This window comes from Roseateles sp., assembly GCF_039595295.1.
GTDB lineage: Bacteria > Pseudomonadota > Gammaproteobacteria > Burkholderiales > Burkholderiaceae_C > Roseateles.
This window is the reverse complement of sequence record NZ_JBCNLU010000024.1, coordinates 18185-33861: the sequence shown is the minus strand read 5'-3', so window position 1 is coordinate 33861 and position 15677 is coordinate 18185. Positions and strand designations below refer to the sequence as shown.

At 69.1% G+C, this 15677-nt stretch carries 12 protein-coding genes; 5 read left to right on the top strand and 7 right to left on the bottom strand.

The window, feature by feature from the left end; genetic code table 11:
• Nucleotides 1–119: 119 nt before the first annotated feature.
• The 3 genes from ABDW59_RS16985 to ABDW59_RS16975 all read left to right on the top strand — a co-directional run bounded on the left by ABDW59_RS16985 (nt 120) and on the right by ABDW59_RS16975 (nt 2638).
• Nucleotides 120–1370: a low temperature requirement protein A gene (locus ABDW59_RS16985; RefSeq protein WP_343631186.1), complete on the top strand. Its 1251-nt coding sequence runs from the start codon at nt 120–122 to the stop codon at nt 1368–1370.
• Nucleotides 1367–2338, top strand: coding sequence for an alpha/beta hydrolase (locus ABDW59_RS16980; RefSeq protein WP_343631184.1), 972 nt, complete (start codon nt 1367–1369; stop codon nt 2336–2338). The genes ABDW59_RS16985 and ABDW59_RS16980 overlap by 4 nt, the downstream gene beginning before the upstream one ends.
• A gap of 66 nt (nt 2339–2404) precedes the next feature.
• The gene (locus ABDW59_RS16975) at nt 2405–2638 is read left to right on the top strand and encodes a hypothetical protein (protein WP_343631182.1); all 234 of its coding nucleotides are present in this window, start codon (nt 2405–2407) and stop codon (nt 2636–2638) included.
• Nucleotides 2639–2644: 6 nt separating this feature from the next.
• Here the strand turns inward: ABDW59_RS16975 and ABDW59_RS16970 are convergent, their stop codons facing one another.
• From ABDW59_RS16970 to ABDW59_RS16945, 6 genes are all read right to left on the bottom strand, one after another.
• On the bottom strand, nt 2645–3568 hold the full coding sequence (locus tag ABDW59_RS16970) for a nucleotidyl transferase AbiEii/AbiGii toxin family protein (RefSeq protein ID WP_343631180.1): 924 nt from the start codon (nt 3566–3568) through the stop codon (nt 2645–2647).
• Nucleotides 3565–4302, bottom strand: a complete 738-nt coding sequence (locus tag ABDW59_RS16965; protein WP_343631178.1) for a type IV toxin-antitoxin system AbiEi family antitoxin domain-containing protein — start codon at nt 4300–4302, stop codon at nt 3565–3567. The genes ABDW59_RS16970 and ABDW59_RS16965 overlap by 4 nt, the downstream gene beginning before the upstream one ends.
• 297 nt (nt 4303–4599) lie before the next feature.
• Nucleotides 4600–6012: an efflux transporter outer membrane subunit gene (locus ABDW59_RS16960; RefSeq protein WP_343631176.1), complete on the bottom strand. Its 1413-nt coding sequence runs from the start codon at nt 6010–6012 to the stop codon at nt 4600–4602.
• Nucleotides 6013–6094: 82 nt separating this feature from the next.
• Complete coding sequence (locus tag ABDW59_RS16955) at nt 6095–9370, bottom strand: efflux RND transporter permease subunit (protein ID WP_343631174.1); 3276 nt, start codon at nt 9368–9370, stop codon at nt 6095–6097.
• Nucleotides 9371–9495: 125 nt separating this feature from the next.
• Nucleotides 9496–10698 carry an efflux RND transporter periplasmic adaptor subunit gene (locus tag ABDW59_RS16950; RefSeq protein WP_343631172.1) on the bottom strand — a complete coding sequence of 401 codons (1203 nt, stop codon included), beginning with the start codon at nt 10696–10698 and terminating at the stop codon, nt 9496–9498.
• Nucleotides 10699–10837: 139 nt separating this feature from the next.
• Entirely contained in the window at nt 10838–11728 is an 891-nt protein-coding gene (locus ABDW59_RS16945; RefSeq protein ID WP_343631170.1) for an alpha/beta hydrolase fold domain-containing protein, read from the bottom strand.
• A 196-nt stretch (nt 11729–11924) separates the two neighbouring features.
• On the opposite strand from ABDW59_RS16945, the gene ABDW59_RS16940 reads away from it, so the two are divergent.
• A complete protein-coding gene (locus tag ABDW59_RS16940) occupies nt 11925–12920 on the top strand; it encodes a LysR family transcriptional regulator (RefSeq protein WP_337958216.1) in 996 nt (331 codons plus the stop codon).
• 37 nt (nt 12921–12957) lie between these two features.
• On the opposite strand, the gene ABDW59_RS16935 is transcribed toward ABDW59_RS16940, so the two are convergent.
• Nucleotides 12958–14013 (bottom strand): hypothetical protein, encoded by a 1056-nt coding sequence (locus ABDW59_RS16935; RefSeq protein WP_343631165.1) that lies wholly within the window; start codon nt 14011–14013, stop codon nt 12958–12960.
• Nucleotides 14014–14306: 293 nt separating this feature from the next.
• Here ABDW59_RS16935 and ABDW59_RS16930 point away from each other — a divergent pair, with 293 nt between their 5' ends.
• Nucleotides 14307–15677, top strand: a complete 1371-nt coding sequence (locus ABDW59_RS16930; RefSeq protein ID WP_343631164.1) for a reverse transcriptase family protein — start codon at nt 14307–14309, stop codon at nt 15675–15677.

The following is a 15677-nucleotide window of genomic DNA, read 5'->3' as shown; positions in this document are numbered from 1 at the left end:
GGGCCTCGGGGCGTACGCCGCACGGGCCGGTCGGCGGATTATGGGCGCCGCCCGTCACCGTCCGTCAACCCGGCATCCCTACCGGCGGACAGGTCACCGGAGCATGCGACAGTTCGGGGATGAATGTCCCCGCCCATGCCCGTCCGGCGCCGCCGCCGGCCGGCCGCCACCGCCATCCGTTGCTGCGCGCGCCCGATCCCGACGGTCACGCCAAGGTCAGCTTCGCCGAGCTCTTCTTTGACCTGGTCTTCGTTTTCGCCGTCACGCAGCTGTCGCACACGCTGATTGGCCATTTCTCGCTGCACGGCGTGCTGCAGACCGGCTTCCTGATGCTGGCCGTGTGGTGGGTCTGGATCTTCACCTCCTGGGTCACCAACTGGCTGGACCCAGAACGGATGCCGGTGCGCGTGGGGCTGTTCGCGATCATGTTGCTGGGGCTGCTGATGTCGGCCTCGCTGCCGCAAGCTTTCGGCGAGCGGGCATTGATGTTCGCCGGCTCCTTCGCCGCGATCCAGGTCGGACGCACGCTGTTCGTGCTCTGGGCCGTGCGCGGCGCCGACGACACGCTGACCCGCAACTTCCAGCGCATCGGCGTGTGGCTGAGCGTCTCGGCCGTGCTGTGGATCGCCGGCGCGATGGATCCGACGCTGCGCGTGCCGCTGTGGATCGCCGCGCTGGCCATCGAGTACGTCGGCCCGTCGGCCGGCTTCCATGTGCCAGGGCTGGGCCGCTCGGCGACGACGGACTGGAACGTGTCGGGCGGCCACTTGGCCGAGCGCTGCGCACTGTTCGTGATCATCGCGCTGGGCGAGTCGCTGCTGGTCACCGGGGCGACCTTCGCCGCCGAGCCGCTGTCGGCCATCGGGCTGCTGGCCTTCCTCGTCTCCTTCGGCGGCAGCCTGGCGATGTGGTGGCTGTACTTCGACACCACGAATGAATTCGCCTCGGGCCGCATCGCTCACAGCCAGGACCCGGGCCGGCTGGCGCGGCTGGCCTACACCTACATGCATCTGCCCATCGTGGCCGGCATCATCGTCAACGCGGCCGCGGACGAGTTCGTGCTCGCGCATCCCGAGGGCCACACCGATCTGAAGACGGCGGTGTGCCTGCTCGGCGGCGTCGGGCTGTACGCGGTGGGCGTGGGGCTGTTCAAGCGCGCGGTGATCGGCCGCTGGCCGTGGTCGCACCTGGTGGCCGCGGTGGTGCTGGGGCTGGCGGGCTTGGTCGTGTCGTCCTGGCCGCCGGTGGCCACGAGCGCCTTCGCCTGCGGCGTCATCGTGGCGCTGGCCTGGTGGGAGCGTCGCTCCCGCGCGATGTGTCTCCCGCCCGACAGCGCGGAGCAGAACGACGAACCTAGCATCGGCCCATGAACTCCTCCGTCGCCTCGTCCGCATCTGCCGTCGCGCCTGTCGCTCGATTCACGACCGAACCGCATCCCGCCGATGCCTTGTTCCCCGCGAGCTCGCGGCGGCTTTTCGTCGACGTCGAGCCGGGCGTTCGCATCCACGCCCGTGTCTGCGGCGAGGGCCCGCCGCTGCTGCTGATCCACGGTCATCCGCAGACGCTCGCGATCTGGCACCGCGTGCTGCCGGCGCTGGCGGCGCGCTTCAGCGTGGTGATGCCGGATCTGCGCGGCTACGGCGACTCCTCGAAGCCGCGCGGCGACGCGGACCACGGCAACTACAGCAAGCGCCGCATGGCGCTGGACCTGGTCGCGGTGATGCGCTCGCTGGGTCATGAGCGCTTCCGCGTGCTGGCGCATGACCGCGGCGCGCGGGTGGCGCATCGCATGGCGGCGGATCATCCGGATCGCGTCGAGCGGCTGGCGCTGCTGGACATCGCGCCGACGCTGGCGATGTACGAGCAGACCTCCGAGGCCTTCGCCCGCGCCTACTGGCACTGGTTCTTCCTGATCCAGCCCTCGCCGCTGCCGGAGCGACTGATCGAAGCGGATCCACCGGCTTACGCGCTGGACGTGATGGGGCGTCGTCATGCGGGCCTGTCAGCCTTCGACCCGCGCGCCTTCATCGAGTACCAACGCGCGCTGTGCCTGCCCGGCGCGGCGCACGGCATGTGCGAGGACTACCGCGCCGCAGCCGGCATCGACCTGGACCACGACCGCGCGGATCGCGAGGCGGGCCGCTGGTTGCCCATGCCGCTGCGCGTGTACTGGGGCGCGGACGGCGTGGTGGCCAAGTGTTTCGACCCGCTGGCCGAATGGCGGCGGGTGGCGTCCGACGTCGACGGGGGGCCGCTGCCCAGCGGGCATTACATCCCGGAGGAAGCGCCGGATGAGCTGCTCGCCGCAGTGATGCCGTTCCTGACCGAGGGCCATTGAGCGACGCCGCGAGTCGGCGCGGTTAGGCTAGGCCGCTTCTGCGTAATCAGGACTCGGAGCGCGTTGATGGACAAGTTGGTCGCCCTCGGACAGCTGGTGGGGGGAGCGGTGCTGTGGATCGCGGCGGTGGTCGCTGGCTACTCGGCGCTCAAGCCGCTGATCGGCGCGGAGGATGGCGCGGGCGCCCCGGCGGGCGCGGGCGGCGCGTTCGTCGTCGTGGCGCTGCTGGCCGGCGTCGGGACGTGGTTGATGCGGGCGGGATGGCGGAGGTTGCGGGTGAGGGCGAGGGGGCATTGCTGAGCTCGCTCACCGTTCCAACCTGCTCGCCAGTCGGCGATGCTGCTCATTGAACTTCGCAGGATGCCGGCGACGCAGGACGCTCAAGTTTTCCAGCTTCCAACGAATGGCGGGAAGCTCGCGCAGATGCGAGAACGGCATCAGGGTCCAGTCCGGCTCGGCCATCGCGAGCGACGTCAAGAACGAGCGATGGTGTGCCGTGAGCTGACGGGGCAGCTCCTCCAGCAATCGGCATTGGACCGCCACAAGGTCCGCTTGCGGAACAGGTCTCCGCGTCATGCCCTGGAACTCGTTGCCATAGGTGAGCTGAAGCGATCGCGCCGTCGGGAACAGCACTTCGTGCACCGGGCGGTTGTGGCCGGCGAGATACCCCACGAAGCAATCGATCACGATCGGGTTCCAGCCCATGCGCTCCCACATGCCCATGACGTCAAAGAGATCGCGGGGATGTTGCCGGTCCATGGCCGCGACGAGCTTGCTGCCGTAGAGCTCTTCTTCGGCCAGGCATGGGATCGAGACCTCCCGATCGAATGCCTCCTGCGCCATGACGGTCAGGGGCTGGGGCCGGACGGGGAGCAGCGTCCCACGAAAGACGGCGTTCACCTCGACCTTCACGCGCGTCGAATGTCGAGCAGCCAACAGTCTCACCTCCTCGCCATCGAGCCGTGTCGACCACTGGACCTGCAAGCCCCGCGCTTGCAGGTCCTGCGACAGGCGCGCCAGTTCGGCCGCAATCGCAGCGAGGTCGGCCTCGCGGCTCGCCGTCGGATCCAACCAGACTAGATCGATGTCGACCGAGAGTCTGGGCATGTCCTGCACGAACAGGTTGATGGCCGTTCCTCCCTTCATCGCGAATCGGCCCGAGGCAAACACCTTCGGCAGGATGTCGAGCAACAGCCGGACGGTGTCGACATACCTCACATTGAAGCTCATCGGAAATCCAATCTCTCCCCGGCCTTGGAGACGGCGATCCAGCGTGAGCCGCCGAGACGGTCGCTGTGCTTGCGCGCGGTGGACGCCCAGGGGAGGTCCAGGTCCGCAGCCAGGTGTGCGGCCGCACGAACCACCTTGATGCGCTGTGTTCGTGCGAGCAGTTGATCCAGCACCTTCACCCGCAGGCCGCCAAGCCCCTCCATGAGGCGACGGGCATCGGCGAGGCTCTGCGTCTTCCCCAGATCGCTCAGCATCTCGAGCATGGCCCGCTCCGGCACGGAAACGGGAATGCGCGGATCGCCTGCGAGCAAGGGCTTCAGACCCATCGAGGCATGGGCTACCGAATCCAGGATCCTGGCCGTCTGATACCGGAGGGGAAACCGCTCGGCGACCCATGACGGGATCGCCCTCGCCCGATCGCCCCAAAGGCTGAGCACCTCATCGAATGCGATGTCGTGCTCCAGTCCATGCCATGCAAGCGCCGTCTTGCCTCCCACATGAAAGCCGGCCACGTTGCGTGCCAAGTAGGCGAGCGTCCCATCGCGGGTCGGCTCGTCGCCTCCGATGGCATACACGCCGCGCCCCAGGTGGTCCAGCCACCCGCTGCGCGCCCAGGCGGACGCGCGCTGCGCGGGGACGCCCTTGCGATGCAGGATCTGCATGTCCAAGGGTTCGCCGCGCGGATGCCCGCGAAGCACGTCTTTGAATGATCTGCTGTCGATAGTTGTCGGCATTCGTGAACTGTAGACACCGTTTCATTCAATTTCAATGCCACAGCGTCCAACGGCCTCGCCCGCCAAGAGCGCTCGGATGACCTCATGTCCATGTCGTTCCCCTGGTCTGGTTGACAGCCATGAACCTTAGGGAAACGAGGCGCTCGGGACCATGACCCACATTCGTGCGCATCGGCGATTCGCAGACTGATGAACGTCAGGGGACCGACTGGAATCCGCCGGCCAAAAAAAGAAGCGTGCATCTCTGCACGCCAAAGGGGCACCGGTAAAGATCCCGGTCTTGAGGTCGAGTGACGCTCAGGCTTGCGGCGCGTCCCAGCCGCCGCCCAGGGCGCGGATCAGACCCACCGTCGCTTGGTACTGCGCGGCCTGCACCTGCAGCGCCGCGCGGCGGTTGCGCAGCTCGCTGCGGCGGGCGTCCAGCAGATCCAGCTGGCTCACCAGACCGTTGCGGTAGCGCGAGTCCGACAGCGCCGTCGCCCGCGAAGCCGATTGCACCGCCAACGCCTGCACCTCCGATTGCTGCGCCAAGGTCCGCAGACCGCTCAGCGAGTCCTCGACCTCGCGCAGCGCCTGCAACAGCTGCTGGCGATACGAGGACATCGCCAGGTCCAGGCCCGCCGTCGCCGATTCCACGCCCGCCTTGCGGCGGCCGCCGTCGAAGATCGGCAGCGACAGCAGCGCATCCACGGACCACGCGCGCGCCGACCACTTGAAGACGTCGCTCAGCTCCGGCGAGGCATAGCCGCCGTTCGCCGTCAGCGACAGGCTCGGGAACCACGCGGCCTGCGCCACGCCCACCCGCGCCTGCGCGGCCAGCAGACTTCGCTGCGCCGCAGCCACGTCGGGGCGGCGCGCCAGCATCGCGCTCGGCAGACCCGCGGGGATCGCAGGCAGCGAAGAGAGCGCCGCATCCTCGGGCACCGAGAAGCCCGACGCCGGCTCGCCCAGCAGCACGGCCAGCGCGTTCACCAGCTCCGCGCGGCGGCGGTCCAGGCTGATCGCGTCGGCTTCGGTCGAAGCGACCTCCGTCTGCACGCGCGCCAGGTCCAGCTCCGCCACGTCGCCCGCTTGATAGCGGCGCTGCGTGAGGGCGAGGGTCTCGCGATAGGCGCTCACCGTGTCGCGCACCAGGCGGCGTTCAAGGTCGGTGAAGCGCAGCGCCAGATAGGTCTGCGCGACATCGGCTTGAACGATCAGGCGCGTGCTCTGCAGCAGCGACTCGCGCGATTGCGCGTCCAGCGAGGCCGCGCGGCTGGCCTGCGACAGGCGACCCGACACGTCCACTTCCCAGCTCGCCGCGACACCCGCGTTGTAAAGCGTCGTCGCTGCCGGGCCTTGGCCCGCCACCGTGCCGCGCGCGGCGCCGGCGTTCACGCCAACCTGCGGCATGCGGTCCGCGTTGGCGCTGCGCAGCAGGGCGCGGGCTTGCGCCAGTCGCGCCGCCGCGCCTTGCAGATCGGTGTTGCCGACCAGCGAGCGCTTGACCAGATCGTTCAGCGTCGCGTCGCCGAACGCGGTCCACCAATCGCCGCGCGGCTCGGCATCGGCCGGCGGCACCACCGCCCAGCGGGCCTCGCCGACCGTGGCGGTCGACTTGTAGGCCGTCGGCGTCGGCGGCAGGCGCGACTCGTCGATCGGAGGCGGCGTCGCGCAGCCGGCCAGCACCAGGGCGGCCAGCAGCGTCGTCATCATCAGTTTCGTTTTCATGGCTTGGACTCCTTGGAGCCTCGTCGGCTCCGCCGGCCCCGGCACCCGCTTCACAGCGAGCACCGGGGGCCTGAGATCAGATTCACTCGTGCTCGTGACGCGGCGCGGCCGGATGCGGACGGGCGTTGCCACCGGGACCCGCGTGGTCGCCGAAGTCGTGACCGGCGCCCTGCTCCGGCTGCACGAAGGCCTCGACGTCATGCGGCACCTCGCCGTGCTGCTTGAGCGGCTTGTTGCCCGACAGGCGACGCACGACGACGTAGAACACCGGCGTCAGGAACAGGCCGAAAGCCGTCACGCCGATCATCCCGGCGAACACCGCCACGCCCATCGCGTTGCGCATCTCGGCGCCGGCGCCGTGCGCCAGCACCAGGGGCAGCACGCCCATCACGAAGGCCATCGAGGTCATCAGGATCGGACGCAGGCGCAGACGCGAGGCCTCGATCGCCGCTTGCAGCGGGCTTCTGCCGGAGAACTCCAGCTCCCGGGCGAACTCCACGATCAGGATCGCGTTCTTCGCCGACAAGCCCACCAGCACGATCAATCCGATCTGCGTGAAGACGTTGTTGTCCCCATGGCTCAGCCACACGCCGGTGATCGCCGCCAGCAGACCCATGGGCACGATCAGGATGATCGCCACCGGCAGCGCCAGGCTCTCGTACTGCGCGGCCAGCACCAGGAACACCAGCAGGATGGCCAGCGGGAAGACCCACACGCCCGAATTGCCGGCCAGGATCTCCTGGTAGGTCAGCTCCGTCCACTCGTAGCTGATGCCCGGGGGCAGCGTCTCGGCGGCGATGCGGGCGACCGCGTCCTGCGCCTGGCCGGTCGAGTAACCGGGGGCCGCACCGCCGTTGATGTCGGCGGACAGGAAGCCGTTGTAGCGCATCGCGCGTTCCGGACCGAAGCTCGGCTCGATCTTCATCAGCGCCGACAGCGGCACCATCTCGCCCGAGGCCGAGCGCACCTTCAGCAGACCGACGTCCTCGGCGCGAGCGCGGTAGGCGGCGTCCGCCTGCACCCGGACCGTGTAGGTGCGGCCGAACTTGTTGAAGTCGTTGACGTAGAGCGAGCCCAGATAGATCTGCATGGTGTCGAACACGTCCGTCACCGCCACGCCCAATTGGCGCGCCTTGGTGCGGTCCAGGTTCGCGTACAGCTGCGGCACGTTGACCTGATAGCTGCTGAACAGTCCCGCCAGCTCCGGCGCCTTCTGGGCCTTGGCCATGAAGGCCTTGACCGCCTGGTCCAGCGCCTCGTAGCCCAGGCCGCCGCGGTCCTCCAGCTGGAACTTGAAGCCGCCCGTCGTGCCCAGGCCCTGCACCGGCGGGGGCGGGAACATCACGACGAAGGCGTCCTGCAGCTGACCGAAGTCCGCATTCATCTTGGCGGCGATCTCTCCCGCGGACAGCCCCTTGCCGGTGCGTTCGTCGAAGGACTTCAGCGACGCGAAGACGATGCCCGAGTTCGAGCTGTTGGTGAACCCGTTGATCGACAGGCCCGGGAAGGAGATGGCGTGCTCCACGCCCGGCGTCTTCATCGCGATCTCGCTCATGCGGCGGATCACGTCCTCCGTCCGGTCCAGCGTGGCGCCGTCGGGCAGCTGCGCGAAGCCGATCAGGTATTGCTTGTCCTGCGCCGGCACGAAGCCGCTCGGGACCGCCTTGAACAGACCCACCGTCAGACCCAGCAGACCGGCGTAGACCACCAGCATGATGATCTTGCGCGAGATCGCCTTGGTCACGCCGCCGCTGTAGGCCTTGGCGCCGCGGTTGAACAGCTTGTTGAAGCCGCCGAAGAAGCGGCCGAGCACCTTGTCCATCGCGCGGGTCAGCCAGTCCTTGGGTGCGTCGTGGCCCTTGAGCAGCATCGCGGCCAGCGCGGGCGACAGCGTCAGCGAGTTGACCGCCGAGATCACCGTCGACATCGCGATCGTCAGCGCGAACTGCTTGTAGAACTGCCCCGTCAGACCGGTGATGAAGGCCAGCGGCACGAACACCGCCACCAGCACCAGCGCGATCGCGATGATGGGACCGGACACCTCGCGCATCGCGCGGTAGGTCGCGTCGCGCGGGCTCAGCCCCGCCTCGATGTTGCGCTCCACGTTCTCGACCACCACGATCGCGTCGTCGACCACGATGCCGATGGCCAGCACCAGGCCGAACAGCGACAGCGCGTTGATCGAAAAGCCGAAGAGATGCATCACCGCGAAGGTGCCGATGATGGAGACCGGGACGGCCAGCAGCGGAATGATGGACGCGCGCCAGGTCTGCAGGAACAGGATCACGACCAGCACGACCAGCGCCACGGCCTCGAGCAGGGTGTGGATCACCGACTCGATGGAGGCGCGCACGAACTGCGTCGGGTCATAGACGATCGAGTAGTCGACGCCCTCGGGCATGGACTTCTTGAGCTCCGCCATCGTGGCGCGCACGTTGTTGGAGATCTCGATCGCATTGGAGCCCGGAGCCTGGAAGATCGGGATCGCCACCGCGGACTTGTTGTCCAGCAGCGAGCGCAGCGCGTACTCGGCGGCGCCCAGCTCGATGCGGCCCAGATCGCGCAGACGCGTGACCTGACCGTTCGCGCCGGTCTTGACGATGATGTCGCCGAATTCCTGCTCGTTGTTCAGGCGGCCCTGCGCGTTGATCGGCAGCTGCAGGTCGATGCCCTGCAGGCCGGGGGACGCGCCGACCACGCCGGCCGCGGCCTGCACGTTCTGCTCACGGATGGCTTGCACCACGTCCGCGGCGGACAGACCGTGCTCGGCCACCTTCTGCGGGTCCAGCCACACGCGCATCGAGTAGTCGCCCGAGCCGAACAACTGCACCTGGCCCACGCCGCCGATCCGCGCCAGGCGGTCCTTGACGTTGAGCACCGCGTAATTGCGCAGGTAGGTCATGTCGTAGCGGTCGTTGGGCGACAGCAAGTGCACGACCATGGTCAGGTCGGGGCTGCTCTTGACCGTGGTCAGACCGAGTCGGCGCACCTCCTCGGGCAGGCGCGGCTCGGCTTGCGAGACGCGGTTCTGCACCAGCTGCTGGGCCTTGTCCGGGTCGGTGCCCAGCTTGAAGGTGACCGTCAGCGTCATGAGGCCGTCGGTGGTCGCCTGGCTGCCCATGTAGAGCATGCCTTCGACGCCGTTGATCGATTCCTCGAGCGGCGTGGCGACGGCTTCGGCGATGACCTTGGGGTTGGCGCCGGGGTACTGCGCGCGGACCACCACCTGCGGCGGCACGACCTCGGGGTATTCCGAGATCGGCAGCACGCGCACCGCGAGCAGGCCCGCGACGAAGATCAGCACCGACAGCACGCCCGCGAAGATCGGGCGGTCGATGAAGAATTTGGAGAGATTCATGTCAGTCTTTCGATTCGACTGGAGATACAGGCAAAGGTCCCCCGCGAGGCGGCCCGAATCGCCGCCCCAAGGGCTGTCCAGCGTGGCCGCCGACCGGGTATGACCCGGTCAGCGGACGTGTCGGATCAGGACTTGTCCGCCTTCGCCGCGCCTTCCTTGGCCTGGATTTCCGCCTTGGCGTTCATCGGCACGATGGTGGGCGCGACCAGCGCGCCCGGTCGCACGCGCTGCAGGCCGTTGACGACCACGCGCTCATTGGCCTTCAGGCCCGCGGTGACGACGCGCAGGCCGTCGACGTTGGCGCCGAGCTGGACCTCGCGATAGCTCAGCGTGTTGTCCGCGCCGACCACCATCACGAAGCGCTTGCTCTGGTCGGTCCCCACCGCACGCTCATTGACGAGCACCGCCGGGCGCGACTTGGCCTGACCCAGGCGGATGCGGGCGAACTGGCCCGGGATCAGCGCGCCGTCCTTGTTGTCCAGCACCGCGCGCACCCGCACCGTGCCGCTCTTGGCGTCGACCTGGTTGTCGATCAGCTGCAAGCGGCCGTTGAACGGCGTGTCGGTCGTGGCGGCCGTGCCGATCTGCACCGGGATCTTGTCGAGCTGGTTGCGGGCGCCGTCGGGCAGCTCGGACAGCGCGCGGGCGACGGTGCGCTCGTCGGCGTCGAAGCTGGCGTAGATCGGGCTGACCGAGACCAGCGTCGTCAGCACCGGCGCGCCGGGACCGGCGGCCACCAGGTTGCCCTGCGTGACTTCCAGCTTGCCGACGCGGCCCGACACCGGCGCGCGCACCTGCGTGTAGCCCAGGTTCAGCTTGGCCGACTGCAGCGCGGCCTGCGCGGCGCGCAGGTTCGCGGCGGCCTCGTTGGACGCGTTGCTGCGCTCGTCGAGTTCGCGCTGCGCGATGGCGTGCTCGCTCCACAGGCGGGTGGAGCGGTCCAGCTCGCTCTTCGTGTAGGTCACGCGGGCCTGCGCGGCCAGCACCTGCGCCTCGGCGCGATCGACCTCGGCCTGATACGGGGCCGGGTCGATGGTGATCAACAGATCGCCGGCCTTGACCAGCGCGCCTTCACGGAAATGCGCCGACAGCACGGCGCCGGACACGCGGGCGCGCACGTCGACCCGCTCGACCGCTTCGAGGCGGCCGGAGAACTCCTCCCAGGCGGCAACGTCCTGGCTCGCCACGGTGGCGACGGAGACCGGGATGGCCTGGGGCGCGCCGGCGGGCTGGTTGGCCTCGGCCTGTTGGCTGTGCAGGCCGACGACCGCGGCCGCGACGACCGCGGCGACGGCGGTCAGCGAGGTGGCGAAGACTTTCTTGTTCATGGTGGTGCTCCGGGGACGGTGATAGACGTGGGGAGTGACGGGAAAAACGAGGACGACGGGGACGCCGCGACCGGCCCCCGGTTCGATGCCGGCGGGCCAAGAAGGCAGACGCAAGACGCGGGGCTGAGACCGCCGGGGCTCAGGCTGGTTGTGGACGGGGCCCGCCGGCGGGCGGGAACAGGGCGAGGAACTCCGCCAGACGCTCGCGCAGCGCGCGGGCCCAGGGGGCTTGCAGCACGGCCAGGGCCGGCAGCTTCATCAGGCTCAGCGGCCATCCGCTGGGGCCGGGGATCAGGGACTGGTGCACCTGGACGCCGGCCCGCTTCATCGCGCGGGCGTAGGCCAGGGCCTCGTCGCGCATCGGGTCGTCGTCGCTGCTCAGCACCAGCGCGGGCACCAGTCCGGCGAGCCGGCTGGTGTTGGCCGGCGCGGCGTACGGGTGGTCGCCGGTCTCGCACTGGCCGAGATAGGCACGCCAGCCGTGCATCCAGCGGCATTCGCCGTAGCCGGCCTCGGCCTGGCGCAGCGAGGCCGTGGCCAGGCAGGGGTTGAGCATCGGTCCGATGAGGATTTGCCCGTCGAGCTTGCGGTGACCCTGGTCGCGTGCCATCAGCGCCAGCGCGGCGGCCAGGTTGCCGCCGGCCTCCTCGCCCGCGACGATCACCGGCGCATGCTTGCCCGACAGCTTGGCGCGCACCTTGTGCAGGCCCTGCAGCAACGCGTCCAGCGCCTTGAGCGCGGTCGGGAAGACATGGTTCAGGCCCGTCGGGTAATCGACGTCGACGACCACGGCGCCCGCGTCGGCCAGCAGGCGCGAAACCAGCTCACCGCTGTCCAGATTGCCCTCGGTGAACGCGCCGCCATGCAAATGCATGACCACCGGCGCATCCTTGCGGCGAGCGGCTCCCTTGTAGACGCGCACCGGCAGCACGCCGTCGCCGGCGGGCAGGAGATCGTCTTGGCAGGAGGTCAGCAGCAGCGCGTCCATGGCGGCACCAAAGGCCTGCTCGGCGAAGGGGCAGGCGTTCATGTTGCAATGCAGCGAAATTTAGACGCCGGACGTCGTCCGATAAACAGCGCGCAACGCGAATCACCGTTTCGCGGAAGAAACAATCGATCGGGCAGGATGGCGACCTCACGCGCACGCGGAGCTTCCGGTCAAGCGCGGCGCTCTTCTCTCAGCTCAAGTTCAGGTCAGGGGTGTTCGGATGGACAAGCTCAATGCCATGCAAGCTTTCGCGCGCGTCGTGGAAGCGGGGACGTTCACACGGGCGGCGGAATCGCTGGACCTGCCCAAGACGGCGGTCACGCGATTGATTCAATCGCTGGAGGACCACCTCAAGGTCAAGCTGCTGAACCGCACGACGCGGCGCGTCAGCGTCACGCCCGACGGCGCCGCCTATTACGAGCGGGTCACGCGGCTGCTCTCGGACATCGAGGAACTCGAAGGATCGGTCTCGCACGCGCGCGCCGCGCCGAAGGGCCGCATCCGCGTGGACGTCGCGTCGAGCGTGGCGCGCTTGCTGCTGATTCCGGCACTTCCGGAGTTCTATGCAAGGCATCCGGACATTCAGATCGACCTGGGCGTGTCGGACCGGCCGGTGGACCTGATCGGCGACAACGTCGACTGCGTCGTGCGCGGCGGCGAGATCACCGATCAATCGCTGGTGGCGCGCCGCATCGGCGACTGGGGCTACGGCTGCTGCGCCTCGCCCGAGTACATCCAACGTCACGGAATGCCGCAGCATCCGCTGGACCTGGAGTCGGACCAGCATCACGTGGTCAGCTATTTCTCGACCCGCACGGGCAAGCGCTTCCCCTTCGACTACAGCAAGAACGGCCAGCGCTACGAGATCTACGGCAGCTACAAGGTGTCGGTGAACGACGGCAACGCCTACATGACGGCGGGCCTGACGGGGCTGGGCGTGATCCAGGCGCCCTACTTCATGATCAAGCCGCACATCGACGCGGGCGAGTTGGTGCCCTTCCTCTGCGACTGGGAGTCGGACCCGCTGCCGCTGTACGTGGTGTACCCGCCCAACCGGCACCTGAGCACCAAGCTGCGCGTCTTCGTGGACTGGGTGGCGGAGCTCTTCGACCGCCACGGCCAATGGCAGAAGCAGCTGGTCGCCAGCTGCGAGGCCAAGCGCTCCGAGACCGACGAGGCCTACATCCCGCTGGAGCCCAACGCGGCCAAGCAGGCGGTGCTGAGCGCGGCCTGAGCCGCGCCCGGTAGCGCGCTCAGGCCCGGGCTCGGGTTCAGAGCTCGAGCTGAGGTCCGGGTCGCCAGTTCGGGGTGGGCCGCTCGCAATGCGATGTCTCGGCCGGACGACCGAGCAGCAGCTGCGCCAGCGCCTCGGCATGCGGCGCCTCGAAGCCCGCATCGTGCGAGCCGCCCGCGATGCAGTAGAGCGTCGCCCCGGCTTGCCGCAGGAAGCGCGTTTCCGCCGCGCTGAGACGGCCGACGGCCTCATCGCTGTCCGCTGTGACGTAGACCATCTGATCCAGACGCCGGCCCGCGAGCCGCTGCGTCATCCGCGGCTCGCCGATCGCCGCCAGCAGCTGGAGCTGCGACAACACCACGGTGCGGGTCAACGGCGGCTCGCCCGGCGCGCGGTCGTCATCGCCCTCCAAGGTGTCGCGCGTCGGCTGGCGCTTGGCCAGTTGAGGCGATCCGCCGCCAGGGAAGGTCCATTGGCTGCCGGTCCGCATGCCGCGCCAGACCTCGTCCGGGATGTCCAGACGTCCGTTCATGACCACGGCGCGCGTGACGAGCGCGGCCAGGTCCGGGTGCTCCACCCAGGCACGCATCAGCAGGAAGGAGCCGAAGGAATGCGTGAGCGCATGGACCCGCTTGCCCTGCGCGTGGAAGTGGCGGATCAACCGGTCGATCACGGCGACGGACAGCGCGTTCTCGCGCTGCGCGCGCGCCGGCGAGAGGTCCGCATTCGCGACGATCGCGGGGTTGAGCGTGCTGGCCTGATGGACGAAGACCAGATGCGTGTCCGCCAGCGCAAGGCCCAAGCCGTCGAGCTGGTCCTCGGACAACAGCGTGTCGATCGGTCCGCCTTGCAGGAACAGCACGACGTCGGTCGAGGCGGTGTTGCCGCCGCTGCGATACAGCGCGGTCACCTCGGCCGGCATCGCGGTGACGGGCCCGTCATCGGGCGGCGGCTCGCTTGACGTGACCTTCACGGCGGAGGACGGCGAATCGCTCCCCCCGCCTCCGCAGGCGGCGAGCGAGAGCATCAGCGAGAGGAGCAGCGAGGCGAGCAGCGATGGGAAGACCCATCGAGGCAGGTGCAGAACGGACATTCGGGATCCCCTTGGAAAAAATCGCTCAGGCTAGGGATCGCGGCCTCCGTCGTCACTGACCTACTCCAGTAAAAATAGCGCGCCGGCCAAGGCCGCGCCCATAATCGCCGCGACCCCTGACGCCGCCAAGCTTTCGGAAGCGCCTGCGCCTCCGGCTGCGGGGCATCCCCGCGGCGCTCTCCATGGACAGACATCCGGCGCGGATTCGCCGCCGCGCTGCCGCGCGGAGCTGAAGCCGCGAGACCGGTGAGTTGGCGACCGACGGGGTCACCTGTTGCACCATGACCCATCCCGTGCCCCTGACCTATCCGCGCTGGATCGCGTTGGCCCTGGCTCGCGCGTTGCAGACGGACGACGAGCCGCCTCGCGGTCGTGACGCCAATGCCTTGCAGGCCCGTGCGGAGCAGTGCCTGGGCGCGGAGGCGCGCGTCTGGCTGCGACCGCTGTGCGCCGCGCTCGCGCGCTGGCCCGATCCGGTCTGGCGAGCGCATTCGGTGCGGTCACTCGCCGACGAGCTGCAAACGGCCGAGGCCTTTCTCGACGGTTTCGATCCGGAGCGCTTCCCTCGGCCGCGCGTCCACCGCATCTTGCTGCGACCCGCGCGCATGCGGCCGGTCCCTTTCGCGCTCGCGCATGTGGCCTTGCCCGACTGGCAGACCGAAGCCGATCTGGCCCGGTGGCTGGGGCTGACGCCGGAGGAGCTCGACCACTTCGCCGGCCCGTCGCAGCGTTATCGGGACGCGATCGCCGCGCCCGCACATCCGTATGCCGAGGCCACCCGCCATTACCGCTGCCTGTTGATCCCCAAGCGCCGCGGCGGTATGCGCCTGATCGAAGCCCCGATGCCACGGCTGCGCGCGCTGCAGCGTCACGTGCTCGACGGCCTGTTGCAGGCGCTGCCCTGCCACGAGGCGGCGCATGGCTTCGTCGCCGGCCGCAACGTGGCCAGCCACGCGGCCTGTCATGCGGGTCGGAGCATGGTCATCCGTTTCGACCTGCGGGACTTCTTCCCGAGCGTGGGCCGTGCGCGTGTAGCGGCGATCTTCCGCACGCTGGGCTACTCGGACGGCGTGGTGAATCGGCTCACCACGCTCTGCACCGCGCGCACGCCGGCCATGGTGCGTGAGCGTTTGCGGGAGGACGGCGCCGTCGACTTCGACGGCGCGAAGCGGCTCGCCTCGCCGCATCTGCCGCAGGGCGCGCCGACCTCGCCGGCGCTGGCCAACCTCAGCCTGTTTGGGATGGACCTGCGGCTGGCGGGTCTGGCCGAGCGCTTCGGCGGGACGTACTCGCGCTATGCGGACGATCTGGTGATCTCCGGTCCGGCGACGCTGCGCCGCGACCAGGGACGGCTGCGCGCCTGGGTTCGGGCGATCGTCGAAGACGAGGGCTTCCGGCTGCGCCCCGACAAGACCCGCGCGATGCCCGCTGGCGGCCGTCAGCAGGTGACCGGCGTCGTCGTGAACGCGCAGCCCAATCTGACGCGCGAGGACTATGACCGGCTCAGGGCCGAGCTCCACCGGCTGGCCTCGATGCCGCAGGCCGATGCCGCCTTGAGGGAGCCGCTGATGGGGCGGCTCGCCTGGGCGCGGCAGTTCCTGGCGCCGTCGCGGGTGGAGAAGCTGGATCGGATGTTCCGCGCGATCGTGTTCGCCTCCGCCTGA

Coding starts and splice junctions, on each gene's coding strand:
- ABDW59_RS16935 (WP_343631165.1), bottom strand. CDS start 14,013: ATGTCCGTTCTGCACCTGCCTCGATGGGTCTTCCCATCGCTGCTCGCC.
- ABDW59_RS16965 (WP_343631178.1), bottom strand. CDS start 4,302: ATGCCGACAACTATCGACAGCAGATCATTCAAAGACGTGCTTCGCGGG.
- ABDW59_RS16970 (WP_343631180.1), bottom strand. CDS start 3,568: ATGAGCTTCAATGTGAGGTATGTCGACACCGTCCGGCTGTTGCTCGAC.
- ABDW59_RS16980 (WP_343631184.1), top strand. CDS start 1,367: ATGAACTCCTCCGTCGCCTCGTCCGCATCTGCCGTCGCGCCTGTCGCT.
- ABDW59_RS16975 (WP_343631182.1), top strand. CDS start 2,405: ATGGACAAGTTGGTCGCCCTCGGACAGCTGGTGGGGGGAGCGGTGCTG.
- ABDW59_RS16985 (WP_343631186.1), top strand. CDS start 120: ATGAATGTCCCCGCCCATGCCCGTCCGGCGCCGCCGCCGGCCGGCCGC.
- ABDW59_RS16940 (WP_337958216.1), top strand. CDS start 11,925: ATGCAAGCTTTCGCGCGCGTCGTGGAAGCGGGGACGTTCACACGGGCG.
- ABDW59_RS16955 (WP_343631174.1), bottom strand. CDS start 9,370: ATGAATCTCTCCAAATTCTTCATCGACCGCCCGATCTTCGCGGGCGTG.
- ABDW59_RS16950 (WP_343631172.1), bottom strand. CDS start 10,698: ATGAACAAGAAAGTCTTCGCCACCTCGCTGACCGCCGTCGCCGCGGTC.
- ABDW59_RS16945 (WP_343631170.1), bottom strand. CDS start 11,728: ATGAACGCCTGCCCCTTCGCCGAGCAGGCCTTTGGTGCCGCCATGGAC.
- ABDW59_RS16960 (WP_343631176.1), bottom strand. CDS start 6,012: ATGAAAACGAAACTGATGATGACGACGCTGCTGGCCGCCCTGGTGCTG.